Below are 23,174 nucleotides of genomic sequence, written 5' to 3' on the forward strand. Positions count from 1 at the left end.
GGCAGAAAGCCCCGCGCGGGCGGGGCTGGTCGGGTCCGGGGACCGGGATTGTCGACCGGCTGGCGCCGGTCACCCGTCAGGCGTGCGCGGCCGTGCGGAAGCGCGACACCACCTCGGTCAGCCGGTGAGCCTGCTGGTTCAGGCTTTCGGCGGCCGCAGCGGTCTCCTCGACCAGCGCGGCGTTCTGCTGCGTGGCCTGGTCGAGCTGGCCGAGCGCGGCGTTGATCTGGTCGGCGCCTTCCTGTTGCTGACCGGTGGCGGCGTTGATCTCGGCCATCAGCGTGTTGACCTGGCGGACCTGGTCGACGACCGCGCCGATGGTCTGTCCGGCATCGGTGACGCGGCCGTGGCCCATCTCGACCTTCTCGACGCTGTCCTGGATCAGCGTCTTGATCTCGCGGGCTGCCTGGGCCGAACGCTGCGCGAGCGTGCGGACCTCGGCGGCGACGACCGCGAAGCCGCGGCCCTGTTCACCGGCACGCGCGGCCTCGACCGCCGCGTTCAGCGCCAGGATGTTGGTCTGGAAGGAAATGCCGTCGATGACGCCGATGATGTCGGCGATCTTGTGGCTCGAACCCTGGATGCCGTTCATCGTCTCGACCACCTGCCGGACCGATTCGCCGCCGGTGGCGGCCACTTCCGACGCCCGTGCGGCCAGCTCGTTGGCCTGGCGGGCGCTGTCGGCGTTGGCGCGCACGGTGTGGTTCATCTGCTGCATCGACGCGGCGGTCTCCTGCAGGCTGGCAGCCTGGTTCTCGGTGCGGGCCGACAGGTCGGCGTTGCCCTGGGCAATCTGCGAGGACGCGGTGGCGATCGCGTCGGTGCCGGCCCGGACCTCGCCGACCATGCGCGACAGGCTCACCGACATGTGGTCCAGCGCCGTCAGCAACGCGCCGATCTCGTCGTCGCTGGTGGCCTGGACACGCTGGCTCAGGTCGCCGTCGGAGACCGCCTCGGCCACGCGCACGGCCTGGGCCAGCGACGCCTTGATGCTGCGCGCGATGGCCAGCGACAGCGCGCCGGTCAGCAGCACGCCAACGAGGCCCAGCGCCGCCAGACCGATCAGGCCGTTGCGGGTCGAGGCCGCACGCTCATCGAGCAGCCGTTCCAGATGCGGCAAGGCCGCGTCGATCAGCGCGAACTGGGCGTCGACGGCTTCGGTCGTCAGCGCGAAATAGGCCTCGCCCGCCAGCGTGTACGACTCGAAGTCCGAGGTCATCGCGAGGACCTGGCGCTCGACCTGGGCGAGCTGCGCGTCGGACTTGTCGCGAGCGGCCTTGAGATCGCGCAGCAGCGCCGGGTTCGCCTCGGCGGCGGTCTCCAGGTGACGCCTGGCCGAACGGGCGTGCGAGCGAGCCAGCGCGATCGCGCCCAGCATGTCGGCACGCAGCGCCGGGGTCATCGTGCGTTGCGTCAGCGCGGCGGTGCCGCGGGCGCGCAGCTGGCCCAGCACCTCGGTGATCGGCGGCACGTCGTTGAGCATCGCGATCACGACGTGGTAGCTGTCGGCATTCGGGTCCAGGCTGAGCCCGGAGCTGTCCAGCACCATCGCCAGCAGGTTGAGTTCTTCCTCGATCAGCGCGGTGTGGCGCTTGAAGCTGGTCGCCGTATCGACGCGACCCTGCGCCACGTCGTCGGGCAGCGCCTGCCAGTCTTGCCGGATGCGGGCGAACTGCTCGCGCAACGACTTCTGCTCGTAGACGACGACCCCTGTCTGGACGGCATCCATGGCCTGGCCGACCTGGGGTGCCAGGTCGATGCGGCGCTTCTTCATCGCCTCGTTGCCGGCCAGCGTGCCGGCGGACGCGCCACGGTGCTGCTGGGTCAGTCGCAGCAGCTGCAGGACCTGTTCGGCCGGATGCAGGCCGCTGGCCTCCGACTGCGCCGTGCGCAGGTCGGCCAGCCGGTCCTTGAACAGGGTCAGCAGCGGCGGCAGGGCCAACGCCACGGTCAGGCTGCCGAGCAGGAGCAGCTTCTTCGACAGGGTGAGTCGGTCGAGCGAGATCATCTGGGGGCTCCCGCGTGTCCCATTGGCCGCCGATGGGGCCATCCTCAGGACACGACGATGGCGCCATCATCGACCGGGCGATGGCGCTCGAATGGGCGGAATTGCGCCGCTTCCGGCGCCCAATTCGACGCGGCCGGCGGCGCCGTCTCAGCCTGCGGCGGGCTGTGCCAGCAGCTGCGTGACGCGGCGCTCGAGCGCCAGGAAATCCGGTGCGCCGACGTGCTGCCAGACGATCTGCCCACGCCGGTCGATCAGCACGCTGGTGGGCGTGCCCTGCACGCCGCCGAAGGCCCGCGCGATGGCGCCGGTGTTGTCGATCGTGACCTCGAAGGGCAACGGCCGCGCCATGAGGTAGTTCACCACCGCTGCCGGCGCGTCGTACTGCATCGCCACCGCCAGGGTCTGGAAGCCGTGCGCCGCATGGCGCTGCTGCAGGGCGACCAGCGCGGGCATTTCCTGCCGGCAGATCGCGCAGGTGGTGGCCCAGAAGTTGACCAGCACGACCTGACCGCGCAGGCCGGACAGCTGGGCCGGGCTGCCGTCCATGCGGACGTAGCCGACCTCGGACGCTGCCTTCGGCCGGGTCTGCCACCAGGCCAGCGCACCGAGGCCGGCGACCCCGGCGGTCAACCCTCCGACGCTGGCCAGCAGCAGGCGGCGACGGGTGGACACGGTGGCGAGCGGGGCGGAGGTCATCGCGTGCGGCGGGATGGTGTCGGGCTTGGCCAGCAAGTTTAGGGCGGTCAGCCGGCTCGCTTAGCATTGACGGTTTCCCGAACCGGACGCCCGTCCTGACCATGACCACATCGCTCCTCGTGCGCGGCTACGAAGTCGTGATCGGCTTCGAGACCCACGCCCAGCTCTCGACCCAATCCAAGATCTTCTCCGGCGCCTCGACGGCCTTCGGTGCCGAGCCCAACACCCAGGCCTGTGCGGTCGACCTGGCGCTGCCGGGCTCGCTGCCGGTGATGAACCGGGGCGCCGTCGAGCGCGCCATCCGGTTCGGCCTGGCGGTCGGCGCGACGGTGGCGCCGATGTCGATCTTTGCCCGCAAGAACTACTTCTATCCGGACCTGCCCAAGGGCTACCAGATCAGCCAGTACGAGATCCCGGTGGTGCAGGGCGGCGCGATCGAGTTCCTGGTCGACGGCCAGCGCCACCGCGTGCGCCTGACCCGTGCCCATCTGGAAGAGGACGCCGGCAAGTCGCTGCACGAGGACTTCCACGGCATGAGCGGCATCGACCTGAACCGCGCCGGCACGCCGCTGCTGGAAATCGTCTCCGAGCCCGAGCTGCGTTCGAGCCGCCAGGCGGTCGAATACGCCAAGGCGCTGCACACGCTGGTGGTCTGGCTGGGCATCTGCGACGGCAACATGCAGGAAGGCAGCTTCCGCTGCGACGCCAACGTCTCGGTGCGCCGTCCGGGCGAGCCCTTCGGCACGCGCCGCGAGATCAAGAACCTCAACAGCTTCCGCTTCCTGCAGCAGGCGATCGACTTCGAGGTGCAGTGGCAGATCGACCAGATCGAGGACGGCCACGAGATCATCCAGGCCACCGTGCTGTTCGACCCGGACACCGGCGAGACCCGCATGATGCGGACCAAGGAAGACGCGCACGACTACCGCTACTTCCCCGATCCCGACCTGCCGCCGCTGCTGATCGCCCCGAGCTGGGTCGAGCGCGTGCGCGCCGAGATGCCGGAACTGCCCGGTGCGCTGGCCGCCCGCTTCGAGGCCGAGCACGGCCTGCCGGCCTACGACGCCGCGATGATGACCGCCAGCCGCGCCACCGCCGCCTATTACCAGGAAGCCGCGGCCGCCTGCGGCGCACCCAAGCTGGTCGCCAACTGGGTCATGGGCGAGCTGAGCAAGCGCCTGAACGCCGAGGGCATGGACATCGCCGCCGCGCCGGTGACGGCCGCGACGCTGGCCACGCTGATCGGCCGGATCCAGGACGGCACGATCTCCAACAACGCTGCCCGCCAGGTGTTCGAGTCGCTGTGGAGCGGCGAGGGTGCGACGGTCGACGCGGTCATCGAGGCCAAGGGCCTGCGCCAGATGAACGACAGCGGCGCGCTCGAGGCCATCCTCGACGAGGTGCTGGCCGCCAACCCGAAGTCGGTCGAGGAATACCGCGCCGGCAAGGACAAGGCCTTCAACGCGCTGGTCGGCCAGGCCATGAAGGCGAGCAAGGGCAAGGCCAATCCGGCCCAGGTCAACGAGCTGCTCAAGCGCAAGCTGGCGGGCTGAGGCCCGCCGCCGGTCTCAGCGCGCCAGCACCGTGCTGGGCGCGGGGCCCAGGCTGCCAGGTGCCGCGCCGGCCCAGAGCTTGCGCAGCCGCGCCAGCTCCTCGTCGTAGCGGGCGTTGATGCGCTGCAGTTCGGACTCGTGCGTGCTGGCCGAGGTGCGCTGGGCCTCGATGCTGGTCTTGTTGTCGTCGAAGCGGACCTTGAGCTTGCGTGGCAGGTCCTTGCCCTTGTAGAACTCGGCCTCCTCGTGCAGGGCCTTCTGCTCGACCTCCAGCACGGCCAGCCGCTTCTCGACGCCATGCAGCGCCTGTTTCAGCGGCTCCAGTGCCGCTTCGCGGGCGCGCTGGTGGGCGGGCTCGTCGGGATAGCGGTTGAGCAGGTTGCGGTCATGTCGCAGCGCATCCCTGCGCGCGGCATCGCGGACCATCTCGGCGCGCTGTGCCTCTTCCTGCGCGGCGCGTTCCTCGGCGGTCAGGCTGGGCATGACCCGGGCGCGCACCGAGCCGTCCTTGTTGCGCAGGTCCTGCTGGCGGTCCAGGCATTCCGGGATCGGCCGGTCCGAGGTCAGCCGGCGGCCCTTGGCGTCGATGCAGGTGTAGATGCCGGCGCTGTTCTGGGCCAGGGCCGGCGAGGCCGCCAGCGCGCACAGCAGCCCCAGCGTCGACAGCGCGACGCCCGCACGCGCCACGCGTCGTGTGGTCACTCGCCCACCCCGTAGCGGGTCCGGTAGGCCTGCACGGCCGGCAGGAAGCTGGCGAGCTGGGCGTCGCTCTGGGCGCCCAGGAAGGCCAGCAGGTCGGCCAGCGTGGCGATCGCGATGACCTCCATGCCCAGTTCGGCGCGCACGTGCTGCACGGCCGAGCGGTCGGTGTCGGTGCCGTTCTCGCTCGCCTTCTCCTGGCGGTCCAGCGCGATGGCCACGCCGCAGGGCGTCGCGCCGGCCGCGCGGATCATGCCGATGGACTCGCGCACCGAGGTGCCGGCCGAGATCACGTCGTCGATGATCAGCACCCGCCCGCGCACCGGTGCGCCGACCAGCGTGCCGCCCTCGCCGTGGTCCTTCGCTTCCTTGCGGTTGTAGGCGTAAGGCACGTTGCGGCCCAGTCGGGCCAGTTCGATGGCCACCGCCGCAGCCAGCGTGATGCCCTTGTAGGCCGGGCCGAACAGCATGTCGAACTCAAGGCCCGACTCGATCAGGCGGCGTGCATAGAATTCCGCCAGACGGCCCAGCTTGGCGCCGTCGTCGAACAGGCCAGCGTTGAAGAAGTACGGCGACAGCCGTCCCGCCTTGGTCCTGAACTCCCCGAAGCGCAGCACGCCGGCCTGCACGGCGAAGGCCACGAAGTCTTGTGCCAGGACATCCTGGCGGCTCGGGGAGATGCGCTCATTCATCGGAAATGTCACCCATGCGTCTGGTCAGCCTCAACCTCAACGGCATCCGCTCGGCAGCGAGCAAGGGCCTGGTTCCCTGGGTCGAAAGCATGTCGATCGATTGTATGGGGGTGCAGGAACTGAAGGCCCAGTTGGGCGACCTGACCGAGGACATGCGCACGCTCGACGGCATGGCGGGCCACTTCCACTGTGCCGAGAAGAAGGGCTACTCGGGCGTGGGCTTCTACGGCCGCGTGCAGCCCTCCGAGGTCCTGATCGGCCTGGGCGAGGCGGACGTCGACCGCGAGTTCGACGCCGAGGGCCGCTACGTCGAAGCCCGCTACGACCGGCCCGGCCGACCGCTCTCGATCATCAGCTGCTACTTCCCCAGCGGCTCATCGGGCGACGACCGCCAGCAGGCCAAGTTCCGGTTCCTCGACCGCATGGCCCCGCACCTGCGCCGGCTCAAGGCCGAGCGCGAGTTCATCCTGGTCGGCGACGTCAACATCGCCCACCGCGAGGTCGACCTGAAGAACTGGAAGGGCAACCTCAAGAACAGCGGTTTCCTGCCCGAGGAACGCGCCTGGATGACGATGCTGCTCGACGAGATCGGCCTGGTCGACGTCTACCGCAACCTCGAACCGGACGCGACCGACGCCGGCTACACCTGGTGGAGCAACCGCGGCCAGGCCTGGGCCAAGAACGTCGGGTGGCGGATCGACTACCACCTCGCCACCCCCGCCACCGCCAGGCTGGCCCGCGCGACCTCGATCTTCAAGGACCAGCGCTTCAGCGACCATGCGCCGCTGATCGTGGACTACGACCTCGCGCTCTGATCCGGCCATGTGCCGACCGTCGCGGTGCGGTGAGATCATCCGGCGACGGCCAGGGAGGCCGCGCGAGGGGTTCCGACCGATGAAACGCATCGTCATGTTCGGCGGCGGCAGCGGCAGCCGCGACATCACCATCGCCCTGTGCCAGGCCGGCTGGGACGTCACGCGCATCGTGCCGGCCTGGGACAGCGGCGGCAGTTCCAAGGCGCTGCGCGAGTCGCTGGGCATCCTCGCGCTGGGCGACATCCGCCAGGCTCTGATGACGCTGGCCCACGGCGAGGGCCGGCTCAGCAACGTCGTGCGCTACTTCAACGCCCGGCTGTCCGAGATCCCCGACCGTGCCGCGCTGCGCGCCGAGTTCGAGTTCTACGTGCGCGGTGCGCACCCGATGCTGCGGACGATGCCGCCGGAGGTCCGCCGGGCCATCGTCGACTACCTGGGCGTGTTCGAGTCCAGCATCGGCCCCGACTTCGACCTCAGCCGCGGCAGCATCGGTAACTTCGTGCTGACCGGCGCCTACCTCGCGCACCAGCGCGACATCAACCGCGCCGTCCTGGTCTTCCGCGCGCTCTGCGGCATCGGCGGGCATGTCTGGCCCTCGACCACCGACGACGAGGTCGAACTCGTCGCCGACCTGCGCGACGGCAGCCAGGTGCGGCGCCAGGACCAGGTCACGCGCCTGTCCGGCGAGCAGGCCGCCATCGGCATCGAGCGGGTCCGCCTGCACGGCGCCCAGGGCCGGCCGCCCGAGGCCAACCCGGCCGCGCTGGGGGCGCTGGCACAGGCCGACCTGGTCGTGTTCGGGCCCGGCAGCTTCTTCACCAGCACGCTCGGCCACCTGGCGGTCCGGGGCGTGGCGGCCGCGCTGGGGGCCGTGCCCGAGGTGCCCAAGGTCTACATCGGCAACATCCTGCAGTGCCCCGAGACGGTCGACCGCAGCGCGGCCGACCTGCTGCGCGCCTTCGGGCTGGGCGGCGGCGCGGGGCTGCTGACCCACGCCCTGGTCAACCGTGGCTGGGTGCCCTTCGAGCGCACCGAGCGGGGCCACCGCTACCTGTCCGAGGGCGAGACGCTGGCCCAGGACGGGGCCGGCCTGCATCTCTTCGTCGACGACTTCGAGGACCCGTGGCAGCGTGGCCGCCACGACCCGCAGAAGGTCGAGATGACGCTCGGCCACATCGCCGACCCGTCGTCCGAGCCGACCGCCTCCGCGATGATGTGGCTGTGACTTCCATCCCTTGTTGAAAGGGTGCGCGGCTTGCACGACGGCACGGATGCGGCGATAAATCGCCGTCTGGCGTCCAGCCGACGAGTCACAGGGAGTCCCCATGCACCGCACGCTTCATTCCGTTCCCCGCACCGCCCGCCTGACGCTGGCGGCCTGCGCCGTCCTGCTGGCAGGCACCGCCCAGGCCGGCGAGTTCTATGGCCAGGTCGGCTTCCCCGGCGCCGGCATCGGCTACGCCCAGCCGGTCAGCGACTCGGTCACGCTGCGCGCGGACGCGATCTCGATGGGCACGCGCGAGAGCGACTACGACGAGGAAGGCATCACCTACAAGGGCAAGCTCAAGGCCAACCGTGTGGCGGTCTTCGCCGACTGGTTCCCCTTTGGCGGCGTGTTCCGCTTCACCGGCGGGCTGGCGTCGAACAAGTTCGACCTGACGCTGGATGCCTCGGGCAGCGGCCAGCAGATCGACGTCGGCGGCACGCGCTACACCCTGAACGCCGGCGACGGCCTGACGATGTCGATCAAGTACCCGCGCACGATGCCGTACTTCGGCGTCGGCTGGGGCCACCAGCCCAACGTGAGCGGCCTGCGCATCAGCTTCGACGTCGGTGCGCTGATCGGCAAGCCCAAGGTCTCGGCCACCGGCCGTGGCCAGCTCGCCAACCCCTCCGCCCAGGCCGACATCGACCGCGAGGTCGCCGAGATCAACGACGGCATCGGCAAGGTCTCCGTGCTGCCGCAGTTCAGCTTCAGCCTGGGCTACAGCTTCTGAGCGGGCCACGCGGGACCGCAACGGTGCGCCGCTAGCATCGCGGCCATGCTGCGCTACCTCACCGTCCCCGTCACCGCCTTCCAGCAGAACTGCTCCATCGTCTGGTGCGACCAGACGATGGCCGCCGCCGTCATCGACCCGGGCGGCGACCTGCCCGAGTTGCTGGCCGAGGTCGATCGGCTGGGGTTGAAGCTCGAACAGATCTGGCTCACCCATGCCCACATCGACCATGCCGGTGGCACCGGCACGCTGGCGCGCGAGCGCGGGCTGCCCATCGTCGGGCCGCACCCGGGCGACCAGTTCTGGATCGACGGCCTGGCCCAGCAAAGCCGCATGTTCGGCTTCCCGCCGGCCGAGCCCTTCACGCCGACGCGCTGGCTCGCCGATGGCGACCGGGTCCAGATCGGCGAGAGCGTGCTGGCCGTGCGCCACTGTCCGGGCCACACGCCCGGTCACGTGGTCTTCCACAGCGCCGAGATCGGCCGCTGCTTCGTCGGTGACGTGCTGTTCGCCGGCAGCATCGGCCGCACCGACTTCCCCGGCGGCGACCACGACACGCTGATCGCCAGCATCACCCAGCGGCTCTGGCCGATGGGCGACGAGACCGTCTTCATCCCCGGCCACGGCCCGGAAAGCAGCTTCGGCCGCGAGCGCCGCAGCAACCCCTACGTCGGCGGGACCTGAGCCCGACCGCCCGGCCGGTGACCTGTGACCGCCAGGCGGTGAATGGATCACAGCTTCGCGCGTGAATCCACACCACCTGAAGCGCGAGCGCATCCCTAAATTGGTGGACATCGCAACCGGTCGCCCTCCGCCCTTCAGGTGGACCGGCGCCGCCTCAAGGATGCCCGCCATGCTGATCGAAACCCCCGCGCCGTGCCCGACGCTGCCGTCTTCCGCCCGGCCCGAACTCGCCTCGCTGGCGCCGGCGCTGGATCTGCTGCTGGGCGCTGGCGCCGAGGCCGGACCGGTGCTGCACCAGCTGCTGGGGCAGGCGCTCGATGAGCTGGACTACGGCCTCGCCATCGTCAATCGCCAGGGCCGGTTGATGCTGGCCAACCACCGCGCCCGCACCCTGTTCGAGCGCAGCAACGGCGTCTGCCAGCTGCAGATCGACCGTGTGGTGGCACGCCATCCGCTGCGCGAGGAGCCGCTGGCCCGTGCCATCCAGGCCGCTGCGCAGCAAGGACGGCGCGGGCTGGTGGCGGTCGGCGACGAAGACCGGCCGCAGTCCGTTGCCGTGGTGCCGCTGGGCGGCCAGCCGGTGCAGGGCGTGCTGCTGGTGTTTGGCAAGGCGCAGATGTGCGAGGCCCTGAGCGTCGACCACTACGCCCGGGTTCACGGCCTGACCCACGCCGAAGGCATGGTGCTGGCCGCGCTGTGCGACGGCGACACGCCGACCGAGGTGGCGCAGCGCTTCGGCGTCGCGGTCTCGACGGTGCGCTCGCAGATCGCTGCGATCCGCCAGAAGACCCAGTGCGGCAGCATCCGCGAGCTGGTGCGGCGCGTGGCGGTGCTGCCGCCGATCGTGTCGGCGCTGGGCCGCGGCCCGCTGCACGCCGGGCCGCACTGATCGACCGGGCCGGACGGCGCGCCGCCGCTGTCTCATCGCCTGAGCCTGTCACCGATGCGTCGTCATGTCGGTGTTTCCCACCCAACCCAGCGGGGAATCGATGGCCCTGGATGCTTGCGCCGAACTGGACCTTCGCCTAAGTTCGGGCGCGATGAACTCCCGCGCGGGCCGCTCAGGCCCTCCCATGCCGTCCCTGTCCGACCTGCCGATCTCGCCGGCGCTGCGCGCGCTGGCCGAGCGGGCCGAGCCACGCCGCTACCGCAAGGGCGTGCTGCTGATCCAGGAAGGCGACCAGGGCGACACCCTCTACATCGTGCTGGCCGGCAAGGTGCGGGCCTACTCGCAAGGCGAGAACGACCGCGAGATCACCTACGGCGTCTACGGTCCGGGCGAATACGTCGGCGAGATCAGCCTCGACGGCGGGCCGCGCTCGGCCAGCGTCATCACGCTGGAGCCGACCGTCTGCGTCGTGATCCCGCGCCAGACGCTGTTGCTGCACATCGCCCAGTACCCCGAGTTCGCCTTCGAGCTGCTGTCCAAGGTGATCCGCCGGGCGCGTGCGGCGACGCTGTCGGCCAAGCAGCTGGCGCTCAACGACGTCTACGGCCGGCTGCGCGCGCTGCTGGACTCGCTGGCCGAGAGCCGCATGGCGGAGCTGGCCGATGCGCCGGGCGCGGGCGCCAGCCCTGTCCTGAACGGCAGGAACGGGGTTGATGCCGCGGACGGCGTCGAGGGCGTGCTCAAGCGCCTGGCCGGTGCGCTGCCGGCCGATGCCGCGCCGCGCCTCGTCCCGCGCCTGACCCACCAGGACATGGCCAACCGGCTGGGCTGCTCGCGCGAGATGGTCAGTCGCCTGATGAAGGACCTGGAGAACGGCGGCTACGTCAGCGTCGAAGGCTCCGACATGGTCCTGCACCGCGCCCTGCCCGCGCGCTGGTGACGCCGGCCGCGTCGCTGGCCCGTCGCGCCACCGGAGTGTCCTGATGTCCGCCGCCCGCGCCCCGGTATCCCGTCCGTCCGTGCTGCTGCTGATCGTCCGCGACGGCGACCAGCTGGCCTGGACGCTGACCGACGGACGCGGCATCGGCCTGCAGGCGCGTGTGCCGCTGGCACCGCTGTGGCGGCTGGAGGCGATGTCCGCCGGTCTGGCCGAGGCCGACCCCGGCGGCTCGTCCGGCGCGACCCGCCGCCAGACCTGTGGCGCGCTGCTGCACCGGGAGCTGCTGCCACAGGCGGTGCGCGAGACGCTGGCACGGCTGGGGCCCTGCGACCTGACGCTGCAGCTCGCGCCCGAGCTGGCCGGCGTCGCCTGGGAGCTGGCCTTCGACGGCGAACAGCACCTGGACGAGCGCCATGCGCTGGCGCGTCGCCTGATCGACGGCCAGCCCAGCCCCGTGCGGTCCCCTGCCGCCGCGCCCCGCGAGCTGCTGCGTGTGCTGCTGCTGGCCGAGGACGGTGCCGAGCCGGTTGCCGATCTGCTCGACACCCTGCAGCAGGGCAACGGCCTGCGCGCGCTGATGGTCGAACGCGCCGCGATTGGCAGCGGTGCGCTGCAGGGCCTGCTGTCGCGCCATGACGTGCTGCACCTGACCGGCGGGGCCGAGGGCGCGGCCGGTGCGCTCGGTTCGCTGCGCCGCTGGCCGGACGGCCCCACCGCGGTCGAGGCCGCCTTTGGCCTGGCATCCGAAGCCGACGGCGGCCTGGCGCTGGTCGTGCTGCAGGCCGAGACGGCCCAGCTGCGTGCCGCGCTGGCCTCGCGCAGCGGCGCCCTGCGGCAGCTGATCGCGGCCGGCGTGCCGGTGCTGGTGCATGCCTGTGCCGGGCGGCCAGCGCGTTCTCCGGTCGGGCCCAGCCCCGCCGCAGCCGGCAACCAGGTCTTCCTGTCAACCCTCTATGGCGGCCTTGGCACCGGTCTGGCGCTGGGCGAGGCGGTGCGGCAGGCGCGTCTGGCCGCCCGCGCCAGCGGCGAGGATTGCCTGCACACGCAGCTGCACGGCGACCCGACGCTGCGCCTGCTGCAACCGGCCCGCGTGGCGCTGCCGGGGGCCGACCACGTCCGCCAGGTGACGATCCTGTCCTGCGACCTGGTCGACTCGACCCGGCTGATGCACAGCCTGGGCGACGAGGCCTACAGCGAGCTGCTGGCGCGCTACCACGCCATCCTGGGCGAGACCGTCACGGCGCACGGCGGCCGGGCCGACGACCCGCAGGGCGATGACGGCGTGATGTGCTACTTCGGCTTCCCGCAGGCGATCGAGAACGCCGCCGTGCTGGCGCTGCGGGCCGGCCTGCAGATCGTGGCGCGTTGCGCCGCCCAGGGCCTGGCGGTGCGGCTGGGCGCTGCGACCGGGCAGGTCGTCGTCAAGTCCGACCAGCCGGTCGGCGCGGCGGTGCACTACGCGGCGCGGCTGCAGGCGCTGGCGCCACCGGGCCACCTGATCGCCAGCGAGGCGACCTGGCGGGTCGTCGCCGAGCGCTTCGAGTTCGAGGCGCTGGGCCCGGCCCCGGCGATGAAGGGCTTCGACCAGCCCGGCGAGATCTACCGCGTGCTGGGCGAGTCGACGCTGCGCGGCACGGAGCGCTTCGACCGCCAGTCGCAGCTCGCGCCCTTCGTCGGCCGCATCGCCGAACTGGACTGGCTGCGCCAGCGCAGCCGACTCGACGGACCGGCCGCCAGCCGCGCGCTGCTGGTGCTGGGCGAGGCCGGCATCGGCAAGTCGCGCCTGGTGCGCGAGTTCCGGCGTGGCGAGAGTGGCCGCGGCTGGCGCTACATCGAGTGGCGCTGCGCCCCCGAGCAGGCCAGCACGGCCTGGTATCCGGTCACCGACTTCCTCAGCCGCTACCTGCGTTTCCGCGAGACCGACAGCGTCCAGCAGCGGCGCGACAAGATCGAGGCCAGCGGCCTGGGCGAGCTGCGCCACGAGCAGGCCGGCGCGCTGCTGGCCCAGCTGCTGAGCGTGCCAGCCGATCCGGCCGCGCTGGCCGGCTGGTCGAGCGAGCGCCAGCGCCGCGCCACGATGGACCTGCTGCTGCAGTGGCTGTGGCAGGCGCTGGAATCCGATCCGGTCTGCCTGGTGGTCGAGGACCTGCACTGGATCGACCCGTCGACCCGCACGCTGATCGCCCGCGCGCTCGCCGAAGGCGGCCAGCGGCGTCTGCTGGTGCTGATGACCTCGCGGCCCGAGCCCGGCCAGGACGACGGCGACCTCGGCGCCGACACCCTGATGCTGGCCGGCCTGACACCCGACACCGCGCGCCAGATGGTCGACAGCCTGTGCGGCAGCCGCGCGATCGATCCCGACACCGCGCACTGGGTGCTGGAACGGGCCGACGGCGTGCCGCTGTTCCTGGAGGAATCGACCCGCATGGTGCTGGACCTGGCCGGCGGAGCGCCCTCGGCCGCGCGTCCGGCCCCCGGTGCTCCCGCCGGCGCGGCGCCGATCGCCGCCGCGCTCGGCGCCCAGGTGCCGTCGACCATCCACGACCTGCTGATGACGCGGCTGGACCGCGCCCCGGCGGCCAAGCGCCTGGCCCAGGTCGCCAGCGTGATCGGACGCGAGTTCACGCGCTCGCTGCTGGGCTCGGTGGTGACGCATCCGCACTGCCCCGTCGGCGTGGCCGACCTGGACGACAGCCTGGCCACGCTGGTGCAGGCCGACCTGCTGATCCCGCGCGGCTCGGACCATGAACCGCTCTACCTGTTCCGCCATGCGCTGCTGCGCGATGCCGCCTACGGCTCGCTGTGGGATCGCGACCGGCGCCGCCTGCATGGCGTGATTGCCGAGGTCATCGAACGCGCGCTGCCGCACGTCGCCGAGGCCCAGCCCGAGCTGCTGGCCCGCCACCTGACCGAGGCCGGCCTGATCGCCGAGGCGGTGGCGCAATGGGAACGCGCGGCCCGCCGCTCGGCCGCCCGCTCGGCCCACCTGGAGGCCATCGCCGACCTGGAGACCGCGCTGGTGCTGGTCGAGCACATGGCGCCGGGCCTCGAACGCGAGCGCAGCGCGCTGCGCCTGAACCTGCTGCTGGCTGGCCGGCTGATCGCCATCGAGGGCTACGGCGCCGACCGGGTCGAGCATGTCTACGGCCGCGCGCTCGAACGGGCCCGCCAGCTCAACGACGACGTGGCGCTGGCCAAGGCGCTGTTCGGGCTGGAGGGCTTCCACTTCATGCGGGCCGACTTCGGTCGCGCCCGCGACATCGGCCTGCAGGCCGGCGAGCTGGCCCGGCGCTCGGCCGACCCGATGGCGCGGCTGCAGGCCCGCTGGACCGACGCCAACCTGGTCTTCCACCTCGGCGACCTGCCGGGGGCGGTCGAGCGCATGGACCGCTGCCTGGCCGACTACCGCCAGCTGCCGCACCGTCCGGCCGCCGTGCAGGACCCCGGCGTGATGTGCCTGTGCTACTCGGCCTGGGCACTCTGGCAGCTCGGCCAGCCCGACGAGGCGCTGCGCCGGGCCGAGCAGGTGGTCGAGCTGGCGCGCACGCTGCGGCACCGCTTCAGCATGGCCGAGGCCTACGGCTTCCTCAGCGTCGTTCACTTCTTCCGGGGCGAGAACGAGGCCGCGCTGCTGGCCGTGCAGCAGGCCATCGAGATCTGCCAGGAAGGCGGCTTCAGCGTCTGGCTGGCCCATGCCGAGGTGGTGCAGGGCCGGCTGCTGGTGCAGGTCGGCGAGATCGACCGGGGCGTCGACCTGCTGCGCGCGGGCTACCAGCGCTGGGTCGACACCGGCGCGGTCGTGACGCGCTCGTTCTACCTCGCGCTGTGGGCCCAGGGCGAGGCCGCCGCCGGCCGCATCGACCGGGCGCTGGCGCTGCTGGCCGAGGCGCGCGACCTGATCGCCCGTCACGGCGAGCGCTACTACGAGCCCGAGGTGCTGCGCCTGAGCGGCGAGTTCCAGCGCCTGCGGGCGATGGGCGGTCACCTCGCCGATCCGGCGCAGGTCCGGGCCCTGCTCGACGCCGCCGCCGACTGGCTCGGCCAGGCCGGCGAGCGCGCCCGCGAGCTGGGTCAGCACGGTGTCGGCCTGCGCGTGGCGATCAGCTGGCTGCGGCTGCAGCAGGACCGCCTCGCGCAGGGCGAGCACGACGAGCACGCCCGCCTGGCCGTGCAGGCCGAGGCCCGCGAACGGCTGGAATCCGCGCTGGCTGCGGTGCAGGGCGGCCGGTCCACCCACGACGTCAAGTGGGCCCGGGCGCTGCTGGAGCGGCTCGACGCCGCGCCGGCCGGGCCGCGCGAACCGATCTGGATCGATGCCGACGGTTCGCGCCCGGCCGACCGGCCGGCCACCGGCCTGTCGTCCAGCGCCCGGCCGGCCCTGCACGACCCGCACAACCTGCACGACCCGCACAACCTGCACGACCTGCACAACCTGCACGACCTGCACAACCTGGACAGCGGCTGAACCCGCTGCCCGTCCGGACCCTCACGACGCACCGACCGGCCCGAGCCGGCAGCCGTCCGTACCCACCGCCGCCAGGGAGGCCGCATGGACCACCGCAGTCCCGACTTCAGCGTCACCGAACGATTGCGGCGCTGTCTGGAGCAGCCGCTCCGCATCCGCCCCGACTGGGCCGCGCACGGGCTGGACCAGCCGGTGATCGGCTTCACCAGCCGGGCCGAGCCGGGCACGCCGACCTACCTCGTGCGCAACGCCGCGCTGGTGCGCGAGGTGCTCGCCGACGCCACCGGCCGCTTCAGCAACCGGCCCTATGCCGAGCTGGGCGGCGGCGACTTCATGCTGGCGATGGACGGCCTCCCGCACGACCGCCAGCGCCACTGGGTCATCGCCGAGCTGTTCGGCGGCCGCGCGGCGTCCCAGCTGCCGGTCCAGGCGCTGGCCCGGCTGGCCTGGGACGAGGCCTCGGTGCTGGCGCTCAAGTCCGACCGCTTCGACGCCGTCGCGCTGGCCCGCGAGGCCGCGCTGCGCTTCTGCGCCCACCTGTTCGGCTTTCCCCAGCAGGACCTGCCGCTGCTCGGGCTGGTCACGCAGGGCGTCTACGACGGCCTGGTCCACGTGATCCTGGGCCGCCACATCGGCCTGTCGCCGCTGACCGGCTGGCGACGTAGCACCAGCGCCCGGCCGCGCGAGTGCGTGCTGCAGCGGGTCGCCGACCATGCGCACCTCCGCGATCCCGCGGGGTCGCGGCGCCGCACCGAGCCGGACGACCTGGCCCGCTGCGCCGTGCTGCAGCGCGAGCTGCACCAGCTGCGCGCCGACCTGGTCGCGCGCGGCGCGGGCCCGGCCGGCGCGGACTTCCTGCCGCTGTGCGCGCGCCTGTCCGACCTGCCCGGCGAGGAGCAGGCGGCCATCGTGCTGGGCCTGATCGGCGGGACCATCGGCAACGTGCAGACCAGCGTGGCGCTGATCGTCGACCGGCTGCTCGATGCCCCGGCCGACCCGGCCGCCGCGCTGCGCCGCGCCGCGCATGCGCTGCAGGCCGACACCGGCATCGACGCGCTGGCGCCGCTGCGCGAGGCCGCCTGGGCCACGCTGGCCGCGTTCCCGCCGGTCGCCTTCCTGCCGCGCCAGGTGCGCTCGCATGACCTCGTCCTGGGCGGCGTGCCCGTGCCGGCCGGTGCCAACCTGGTGCTGTGGCTGGGGGAACCGGACGGGTCCGGGCCGGACTGGCGGCAGCGCGTCTTCACCACCCCGGCGCCGCACGACTGCATCGGCGACCGCCTGGTCATGCCGCTGCTGCTGCAACTCGGTGCCGGCATGCTGCGCCAGCCCGGCCTGGCGCGCGACTGGGACGAGCCGGCCGGCCGCGAGCAGCGTCTCGACCGCCGCTGGCATTTCGCCGCCCGGACCCTGCCGCTGCGCCAGGCACGCGAGGCCGGCCTGCGCCAGCAGCCGCTGTGCGTCGTGATGGACGTGCGCGAGCCGGTGGCGCAACACGGCCGCGAGCTGGCCCGGCTGATCGCCTGTGCCGCGCCGCTGATCGAGCAGAGCCTGCTTGAATCGCGCCACATCCACACCGCCTGGTTCGTGCTGTTCAACGCGGGCCGCCAGCTGGCGCTGTTCACCACCTACGACGGCAGCTTCGATGCCTACATCGCGTATTTCGCCGACCGGGTCGGGCCGCTGTTCGACCTGCTGTTCGCGCACATCGTCGATGCCCCGGTGCGCCGTCCGATCGGCCGCTACCCGAAGGAATTCGTGGCCCGCATCCGCAAGGCCCACGCGCTGCACGCCCCCATGGGCGGCTACTTCTTCAGCGCCTACCCGCAGCAGGCCACGGCCGACGTGCAGGCCGCCGATGCCTGGTGGCGCCAGCGCCTGGGGCTGGGCCCGCGCCAGCGGCCGCTGGGGCAGCGCCCGGGCACCGACCAGCCGGTCGCGCGGGCGGCCCATGACGCGCTGCTGGCGCCGTCGATGTCGACCGAGTTCGAGCCGGCCCGGATCGCCCGCAGCGCCGGCCTGCGCCTCGCGCTGCAGCGCCACCCGATCGAGCGGGTGCGGGCGGCGCTGGCCGACCGAGCGCAGGCGCTGCGCGACGAGGCCGATGGCCTGCACGCGGTGATGCGCGACGACGGCGGCGTGGCGACCGCGGCCGACGCGGATCCCGAGACCGCCCGCCGCCGCATCCTGGAACTGGTCGACGCGGTGCCGGCGCGCGTGGTCGAGCGGCTGCGCGCGACCCAGGGCGGACGCGGCGCGGCGGGCGCGGCGGCACCGGCCGAGGCGCTGTCGCAGCCCGAGGCCGAGGCGCTGGTCGAGCGCCTGGCAGCGGCCATGGCGGGCTGGCCGGGGCTGGGGCCGACCGGATCGGTCGATGCATCCGGTGAATTCGGTGAATCCGACGCATCCGACGCATCCGGCGCGCCGCTGCGACTGCGCCACCAGCCCGGCCTGCAGCGCGTGCACGGCCCGCTGTGCGTGGTCATGAACATCAAGGCGCCGCATGCCGACCATGCCCGCGACATCGCGCGGGTGATCGCCACCGGCGCGCCGACCATCGAGCGCAGCCTGCGCGAGGCCGGGCATGTTCACTTCGCCTGGTTCGTGCTGCTGGACGGCGGCCGCCAGCTGGCGCTGCTGACGAACTTCGACGGCGACCTCGACACCTACGTCGACCATTTCGCCAACGAGGTCGGCGACCTGTTCGACCGGCTGTTCGAGCACCTCGACGACCCGCCGCCGCTGCCGGTCTCGCGCCATCCGCGCGCGTTCGTGCGCCGCATCCACGACTACCACGACGGCCATGCACCGGTCGGCGGCTACTTCTTCAGCGCCTGCCCGGCGCTGCGCGTGGCCGACATCCAGCATGCCGGACGGGCCTGGCGCGACCGGCTGCGATGAGGGCTCGCGCCCGGCCCGACCGCTCCGAGACGACCCGCAACCAGGAGGTCCGCATGTCCATCGACGTGTCCGACGACGTGTCCACCGACGATCCCCACGCGCCCCAGCGCCTGCCCGGCTGCGGCTACCGCCGTGCCCATGCGGCGTGTCACCTCGTGCTGCAGATGTGCGAGGGCCGGCGCACCGAGGCGCGCGCCATGCTGAAGGCGCTGCGCCAGATGGCGGACGCGCATGGCCCGCTGAGCGGCCATGCCTCGGCGCTGGCCGAGGGCGTCGAGCTGCGTGGGCGTGACGGCGCCATCGACATCGGCCTGACCCTGCGCGGGCTGCGCCAGCTGGGCGTGTCGCGCGAGTGGATCGAGCGTTCAGCCGCCCGTTCGGACGCTTGGCGGCAAGGCCCCGCCGCGCGCGCCTGGCGGCTGGGCGACAGCGGACCGGCCGCGCCGTCGCACTGGGAAGGCTGGGCCGCCGACGACCAGGCCGACCTGGTGCTGAGCCTGCACGGGCACAGCGCCGCCGCCGTCGAGGCGCTGTGCGAGCGCGTGGTCGGGCAGGACGGCTTCGACACCGTCTGGGTCGAGCTGGGCCGCCTGAGGGCCGAGCGCCTGACCGAGCCGGCCCCCGCCGGCAGGGAACACTTCGGCTACCGCGACGGCCTCTCCCGGCCGGCCTGGGTCGAACGCCGGACGGTCGACGGCGGCATCGGCCGGCATCCGCAGGCGGTCGCGCTGGGCGAGCTGCTGTTGGGCCACCTCAACGACGTCGGCGCCAACCCCTGGGACTTCCGCGACCTGCGGGTGCAGGACGGTGATCCATCGGTCGACCCGCGCGCCGACCCCAACCCCGCGCTGGACGAGGCCCGGCGCTTCTTCCTCGGGGCCAGCTTCGGCGTGCTGCGCAAGATGCGGCAGGACGTCGGGGTGTTCCAGGCCCAGGTCGGGCAGGCGGCGCGGGACCTGGCCGCACGCGCGGGTTTCCGGCAGGCGATGGACGCGCAGTTGGCGACCGAGAACGCGCAGCGCCGGCGCGCCGGGCTGGCCGAGCGCGACGCGGCGGCGGTGGCGGACGTCTACATCCGGGCCCAGTTCTGCGGCCGCTGGCCGTCCGGCCACCCGATGCAGGCGCGCGACGGCTGGTTCGAGCCCACCGGCGCCCTGGCGCTGCCCGACGACGCGGGCCGCGTCCACGACCTGCCAGCCGATGCACCGCACCGCGGCTGCCCGGCGTTTGGCTCGCACGTGCGCCGCATGAACCCGCGCGGTGACCCGGTGGTGCCGCCGCGCCGTCGCGTCGTGCTGCGGCGCGGGCTGCCCTACGGCGCACACGGCGACGCCGACGTCGGCCTGCTGGGCCTGTTCTTCTGCGCCAGCATCGAGGACCAGTTCGAGCACCTGCTCGGCGCCTGGGCGCAGCAGACGCCGATGGGCCCGGACCATGTCGGCACGGCCCGCGATCCGCTGATCGGCCAGCATGCCGACGCGACCGCGCCGCTGGAGATCTGGCTGCCCGACGGCAGCGCGATGACCGCCAGCCTCGACCGCCCGAGCGTGCTGACGCAGGGCACGCTCTACCTGCTGTACCTGGGCCGGCACGGGCTGGACCAGGTCTGCGGAGGCACGCGATGACGGCGTCCGCCCGCCGGCCCGGGCCGCATGAGCCACGCGAGCCAGATGAGCCGCCCCCGCTCGAACGCTGCTGCGACCTGGTCCTGACCGGTGGCGTCACCAGCGGCGTGCTCTACCCGGCCGCCGTCTGCCACCTGGCCCTGCACTACCGCTTCCACGCGCTGGGCGGCACCTCGGTGGGGGCGCTCGCGGTGGCGATCACGGCGGCGGCCGAATACCAGCGCCGGCTCGGCTCGGACGCCGGCTTCGACGTGCTGGCCCAGGTGCCGGAGAAGCTCGCCGCCCCGATCGCGATGCCGCAGGGTCGCGTCAAGGACGTCTGCGACGGCATCGAGGCGCAGCCCACCACGCTGCTGTCGCTGTTCCAGCCCGACACCCGGGCCGGCGCGCGGCTGCTGAGGCTGTTCCTGGCCGCCAACCCGACGGGGGTCGTCAAGCTGGGCTGGGGCGTCCGGCTGCGCGGCCTGTTGCGGGAACTGCCGACGACCTACCCGCTCGTCGCCGGCACGACCGGGCTGGCGCTGCTGGCGGCCTTCGGCCTGTCCTGGGCCGGCTGGCGCACGTCCGGGTGGCCGGTCGGGCTGCTGGCGACGTTCCTGCCGGTGCTGGGCGCGCTGGCCCTGGGCCTGGTCGTGCTGCTGCTGGCGATCGGCCGGGACCTCCGGCGTGGCGCGCTCGACAACCACCTCGGCCTGTGCACCGGCCGTGGCCAGAAGGACAGCGGCAAGGGCCTGATCGACTGGCTGCACGACTCGATCCAGTGGGCTTCGGGCCGCCAGTCGCACGAGACGCCGCTGACCTTCCGCGACCTCTGGGACGCACCCGAGACGGGCCTGCCGCCGCCGGCCGATCCGACCGGCCCGCGCCGCCGCTCGATCGACCTGCGCATGGTCAGCACCTGCCTGAGCCACGGTCGGCCGGTCGAGCTGCCGCTGGCCGACAGCGACGAGAACGCCACCCTGTTCTTCGCGCTGGAGGAGTGGCAGCCCTACTTCCCGGATCCCGTGATCGCGCTGCTGCGCAGCACCTGCCCGGTCTACGAGGACATCGCCGATCGCTACGGCGCGCCGACCCGCGATGGCCTGCCGCCCGGTCCGCGCCTGACGCTGTTGCAGATGCCGCGCGAGCGCATGCCGTTGCTCGTGGCCGCACGCATGAGCCTGAGCTTCCCCGGCATCTTCTCGACCGTGCCGGCCTGGAGCCTGGACCTGGAAGAGCGCTGCTGGCGTCGCCTGCGCTACTCGGATGGCGGCATCTGCGCCAACTTCCCCATCCACCTGTTCGACGCCGCCGTGCCGCGCTGGCCGACCTTCGGCATCCTGCTGAGCGAGCCCGACAGCGGCCTGCAGCCGCCGCCGCATGCCACCGAGTTCCGCAGCCCGCTCACCGGCGAGCGGGGCCACGTCTGGTTGCCGCGCGCCCACCACGAGGGCGCCGCCAGCCTGAACCAGCAACTGCCCGAAGGTGGCGTGCTGAGCGCCGTGATCGGCTACGCGCTGCAGTCCCTCAACACCGCGCGGCGCTGGCAGGACTACACCCTGTCGCGCATGCCCGGCGTGCGCGAGCGGGTTGCCCGCGTCACGCTGGCCCAGGGCGAGGGCGAGCTGGACCTGCGCATGCGCGGCGCCGACATCGAGCGCCTGGGTCAGACCTATGGCCGCTGTGCTGCCGACCTGCTGCTCGACGCCTACCTGTCGCGGGCCGACGCCCAGCCCTCGCCGGCCTGGTCCGAACACCGCTGGGTGCGCTGGAACCTGCTGGCCGAGGGTCTGCGCGCACGCCTGGCCGGCCTGACGCAGGCGGCCGAGGACGCGCCGTGCAGCACGCCCCTGTCCAGCCAGATCGACGCCGCCACGACCACCTGCCCGCTGCGCGGCGGACTGGGCGAACGTCCCGACCCGGATGCGCCCGGCAGCACCGGCCGCCCCGAACAGCGACCGCCCTGGAGCGCCCACCGCCGCGAGCCGCGCCACGGCCAGGGCCCTGGCCAGCCCCAGCCGCGCACCGACCTGCACCCGCTCGACGACGACCAGCGCGCCGCCCTCGCCGCGTTGCTGGACAGCCTCTGCGCGGTCGAGGCGCAGATGGGCGTGGTGTGGCGCGAGCAGCCCTACCAGCCCGAGCCGAGGCCGGTGCTGACGGTGCGGCCGAGCCTGTGAGGCGACACCGGCTATGGCCCGGCCTGGCGCAGCGGGTTTCCTGAAAGGCCGAAAGAGGTTGGCGGGAATCCCTTCCCGTCCGACCTCAGCTCACCGGCGGCGGGTTGTAGCGGCGGGCCGGCTTGGGGGCGCGCTCGTAGAGGCCGCTCACCTTGCCGAGGTTGGCCTCGATCTCCTGGATGCGGGTGGTGCTGGCCGGGTGCGTCGACAGGAACTGCGGCGGCGCGCCCTTGCTGGCCTGGCCCATCTTCTGCCACAGCGTCACGCCGGCCTGCGGGTTGTAGCCGGCCCGGGCGGCGAGTTCCATGCCGACCAGGTCGGCCTCGGACTCGTCCTCGCGGCTGAAGCGCAGCGTCAGCAGCTGGCCGCCCATGTCGGCCACCGTGCGGCCCAGGTCGCCCAGGCCCAGCAGGGCCGAGCCCAGGCCGATGATCCCCTGCGTCGCGGTGGTCTTGCCCATGCGTTCGCGGGCGTGCTCGCGCAGCGCGTGGGCCATCTCGTGGCCCATGATCATCGCGACCTCGTCGTCGTTGAGCTGCAGCTTCTGCAGGATGCCGGTGTAGAAGGCGATCTTGCCGCCGGGCATGCAGAAGGCGTTGATCTGCTCGCTGCCGATCAGGTTGACCTCCCACTTCCACGACCGGGCGCGCGGGTTCCACTCGTAGGTGTGCGGCTTGAGCTGCTCGGCGATGGCGCGCAGGCGGATCAGCTGCGGGTGGTTGTCGGGTGCCAGCGCGCCCTTGCTGGACGCCTCCTGCTGGAGCTGGGCGTAGTTCTGCTGGGCGGCCTGCTCGACCTGTGCCGCCGGCACCAGCTTGGCGAACTTGGAGGTGCCGCCGACGTCGACGCCCTCGCGAGCCCAGGCCGGCACGGCCGCCATCGCGCCCGCGCCGGCCAGCAGGCCGGTGAACAGCCGGCGCGAGGTCGGTGCATGCCAGGGGCAGGCGCAGCCGCCGCGGTGCAGGTGGATCGGCGTCTCGATGACGGCATCGGTGACGAAATCTCGGCTCATGGTGCTCGGGGCTTTCGGGTTGGGGCGTGACGCGGCGAACGA

At 72.8% G+C, this 23,174-nt stretch carries 16 protein-coding genes; 11 read left to right on the forward strand and 5 right to left on the reverse strand.

Features of this window, described 5'->3' with window-relative positions:
* Nucleotides 1-76: 76 nt before the first annotated feature.
* Both Q8X39_RS10475 and Q8X39_RS10480 read right to left on the reverse strand, forming a co-directional pair.
* Entirely contained in the window at nt 77-2,008 is a 1,932-nt protein-coding gene (locus tag Q8X39_RS10475; protein ID WP_305749617.1) for a methyl-accepting chemotaxis protein, read from the reverse strand.
* A 147-nt stretch (nt 2,009-2,155) separates the two neighbouring features.
* Complete coding sequence (locus Q8X39_RS10480; RefSeq protein WP_305749618.1) at nt 2,156-2,704, reverse strand: TlpA family protein disulfide reductase; 549 nt, start codon at nt 2,702-2,704, stop codon at nt 2,156-2,158.
* 101 nt (nt 2,705-2,805) lie between these two features.
* On the opposite strand from Q8X39_RS10480, the gene gatB reads away from it, so the two are divergent.
* Complete coding sequence (gene gatB, locus Q8X39_RS10485) at nt 2,806-4,257, forward strand: Asp-tRNA(Asn)/Glu-tRNA(Gln) amidotransferase subunit GatB (RefSeq protein WP_305749619.1); 1,452 nt, start codon at nt 2,806-2,808, stop codon at nt 4,255-4,257.
* Between the two features lie 15 nt (nt 4,258-4,272).
* Here gatB and Q8X39_RS10490 read toward each other — a convergent pair whose 3' ends face one another.
* Nucleotides 4,273-4,959, reverse strand: coding sequence for a DUF4124 domain-containing protein (locus Q8X39_RS10490; RefSeq protein ID WP_305749620.1), 687 nt, complete (start codon nt 4,957-4,959; stop codon nt 4,273-4,275).
* Complete coding sequence (gene pyrE / locus Q8X39_RS10495) at nt 4,956-5,648, reverse strand: orotate phosphoribosyltransferase (RefSeq protein ID WP_305749621.1); 693 nt, start codon at nt 5,646-5,648, stop codon at nt 4,956-4,958. Before pyrE ends, Q8X39_RS10490 begins: the two co-directional genes overlap by 4 nt.
* A gap of 14 nt (nt 5,649-5,662) precedes the next feature.
* Between pyrE and Q8X39_RS10500 the strand changes: the two genes are divergently transcribed.
* The 10 genes from Q8X39_RS10500 to Q8X39_RS10545 all read left to right on the forward strand — a co-directional run bounded on the left by Q8X39_RS10500 (nt 5,663) and on the right by Q8X39_RS10545 (nt 22,120).
* On the forward strand, nt 5,663-6,463 hold the full coding sequence (locus Q8X39_RS10500) for an exodeoxyribonuclease III (RefSeq protein WP_305749622.1): 801 nt from the start codon (nt 5,663-5,665) through the stop codon (nt 6,461-6,463).
* 79 nt (nt 6,464-6,542) lie between these two features.
* Entirely contained in the window at nt 6,543-7,688 is a 1,146-nt protein-coding gene (locus Q8X39_RS10505; RefSeq protein WP_305749623.1) for a gluconeogenesis factor YvcK family protein, read from the forward strand.
* Between the two features lie 100 nt (nt 7,689-7,788).
* Nucleotides 7,789-8,460: a hypothetical protein gene (locus Q8X39_RS10510; RefSeq protein ID WP_305749624.1), complete on the forward strand. Its 672-nt coding sequence runs from the start codon at nt 7,789-7,791 to the stop codon at nt 8,458-8,460.
* Nucleotides 8,461-8,505: 45 nt separating this feature from the next.
* Complete coding sequence (locus Q8X39_RS10515; protein ID WP_305749625.1) at nt 8,506-9,144, forward strand: MBL fold metallo-hydrolase; 639 nt, start codon at nt 8,506-8,508, stop codon at nt 9,142-9,144.
* 169 nt (nt 9,145-9,313) lie between these two features.
* Nucleotides 9,314-10,033, forward strand: a complete 720-nt coding sequence (locus Q8X39_RS10520) for a helix-turn-helix transcriptional regulator (protein WP_305749626.1) — start codon at nt 9,314-9,316, stop codon at nt 10,031-10,033.
* Nucleotides 10,034-10,217: 184 nt separating this feature from the next.
* Nucleotides 10,218-10,973, forward strand: coding sequence for a Crp/Fnr family transcriptional regulator (locus tag Q8X39_RS10525; protein ID WP_305749627.1), 756 nt, complete (start codon nt 10,218-10,220; stop codon nt 10,971-10,973).
* Between the two features lie 43 nt (nt 10,974-11,016).
* Nucleotides 11,017-15,438, forward strand: a complete 4,422-nt coding sequence (locus Q8X39_RS10530; protein WP_305749628.1) for an AAA family ATPase — start codon at nt 11,017-11,019, stop codon at nt 15,436-15,438.
* Nucleotides 15,439-15,522: 84 nt separating this feature from the next.
* Entirely contained in the window at nt 15,523-18,336 is a 2,814-nt protein-coding gene (locus Q8X39_RS10535; RefSeq protein WP_305749629.1) for a hypothetical protein, read from the forward strand.
* Between the two features lie 53 nt (nt 18,337-18,389).
* Nucleotides 18,390-19,961 carry a hypothetical protein gene (locus Q8X39_RS10540; protein WP_305749630.1) on the forward strand — a complete coding sequence of 524 codons (1,572 nt, stop codon included), beginning with the start codon at nt 18,390-18,392 and terminating at the stop codon, nt 19,959-19,961.
* Complete coding sequence (locus Q8X39_RS10545) at nt 19,958-22,120, forward strand: patatin-like phospholipase domain-containing protein (RefSeq protein WP_305749631.1); 2,163 nt, start codon at nt 19,958-19,960, stop codon at nt 22,118-22,120. Before Q8X39_RS10540 ends, Q8X39_RS10545 begins: the two co-directional genes overlap by 4 nt.
* Before the next feature lie 85 nt (nt 22,121-22,205).
* Here the strand turns inward: Q8X39_RS10545 and Q8X39_RS10550 are convergent, their stop codons facing one another.
* Entirely contained in the window at nt 22,206-23,132 is a 927-nt protein-coding gene (locus Q8X39_RS10550; RefSeq protein WP_305749632.1) for a M48 family metallopeptidase, read from the reverse strand.
* Between the last annotated feature and the right edge of the window lie 42 nt (nt 23,133-23,174).

This window comes from Leptothrix discophora, assembly GCF_030705305.1.
Lineage (GTDB): Bacteria > Pseudomonadota > Gammaproteobacteria > Burkholderiales > Burkholderiaceae_C > Sphaerotilus > Sphaerotilus discophorus.

Coding starts and splice junctions, on each gene's coding strand:
- Q8X39_RS10475 (WP_305749617.1), bottom strand. CDS start 2,008: ATGATCTCGCTCGACCGACTCACCCTGTCGAAGAAGCTGCTCCTGCTC.
- Q8X39_RS10480 (WP_305749618.1), bottom strand. CDS start 2,704: ATGACCTCCGCCCCGCTCGCCACCGTGTCCACCCGTCGCCGCCTGCTG.
- gatB (WP_305749619.1), top strand. CDS start 2,806: ATGACCACATCGCTCCTCGTGCGCGGCTACGAAGTCGTGATCGGCTTC.
- pyrE (WP_305749621.1), bottom strand. CDS start 5,648: ATGAATGAGCGCATCTCCCCGAGCCGCCAGGATGTCCTGGCACAAGAC.
- Q8X39_RS10500 (WP_305749622.1), top strand. CDS start 5,663: ATGCGTCTGGTCAGCCTCAACCTCAACGGCATCCGCTCGGCAGCGAGC.
- Q8X39_RS10505 (WP_305749623.1), top strand. CDS start 6,543: ATGAAACGCATCGTCATGTTCGGCGGCGGCAGCGGCAGCCGCGACATC.
- Q8X39_RS10510 (WP_305749624.1), top strand. CDS start 7,789: ATGCACCGCACGCTTCATTCCGTTCCCCGCACCGCCCGCCTGACGCTG.
- Q8X39_RS10515 (WP_305749625.1), top strand. CDS start 8,506: ATGCTGCGCTACCTCACCGTCCCCGTCACCGCCTTCCAGCAGAACTGC.
- Q8X39_RS10520 (WP_305749626.1), top strand. CDS start 9,314: ATGCTGATCGAAACCCCCGCGCCGTGCCCGACGCTGCCGTCTTCCGCC.
- Q8X39_RS10525 (WP_305749627.1), top strand. CDS start 10,218: ATGCCGTCCCTGTCCGACCTGCCGATCTCGCCGGCGCTGCGCGCGCTG.
- Q8X39_RS10530 (WP_305749628.1), top strand. CDS start 11,017: ATGTCCGCCGCCCGCGCCCCGGTATCCCGTCCGTCCGTGCTGCTGCTG.
- Q8X39_RS10535 (WP_305749629.1), top strand. CDS start 15,523: ATGGACCACCGCAGTCCCGACTTCAGCGTCACCGAACGATTGCGGCGC.
- Q8X39_RS10540 (WP_305749630.1), top strand. CDS start 18,390: ATGTCCATCGACGTGTCCGACGACGTGTCCACCGACGATCCCCACGCG.
- Q8X39_RS10545 (WP_305749631.1), top strand. CDS start 19,958: ATGACGGCGTCCGCCCGCCGGCCCGGGCCGCATGAGCCACGCGAGCCA.
- Q8X39_RS10550 (WP_305749632.1), bottom strand. CDS start 23,132: ATGAGCCGAGATTTCGTCACCGATGCCGTCATCGAGACGCCGATCCAC.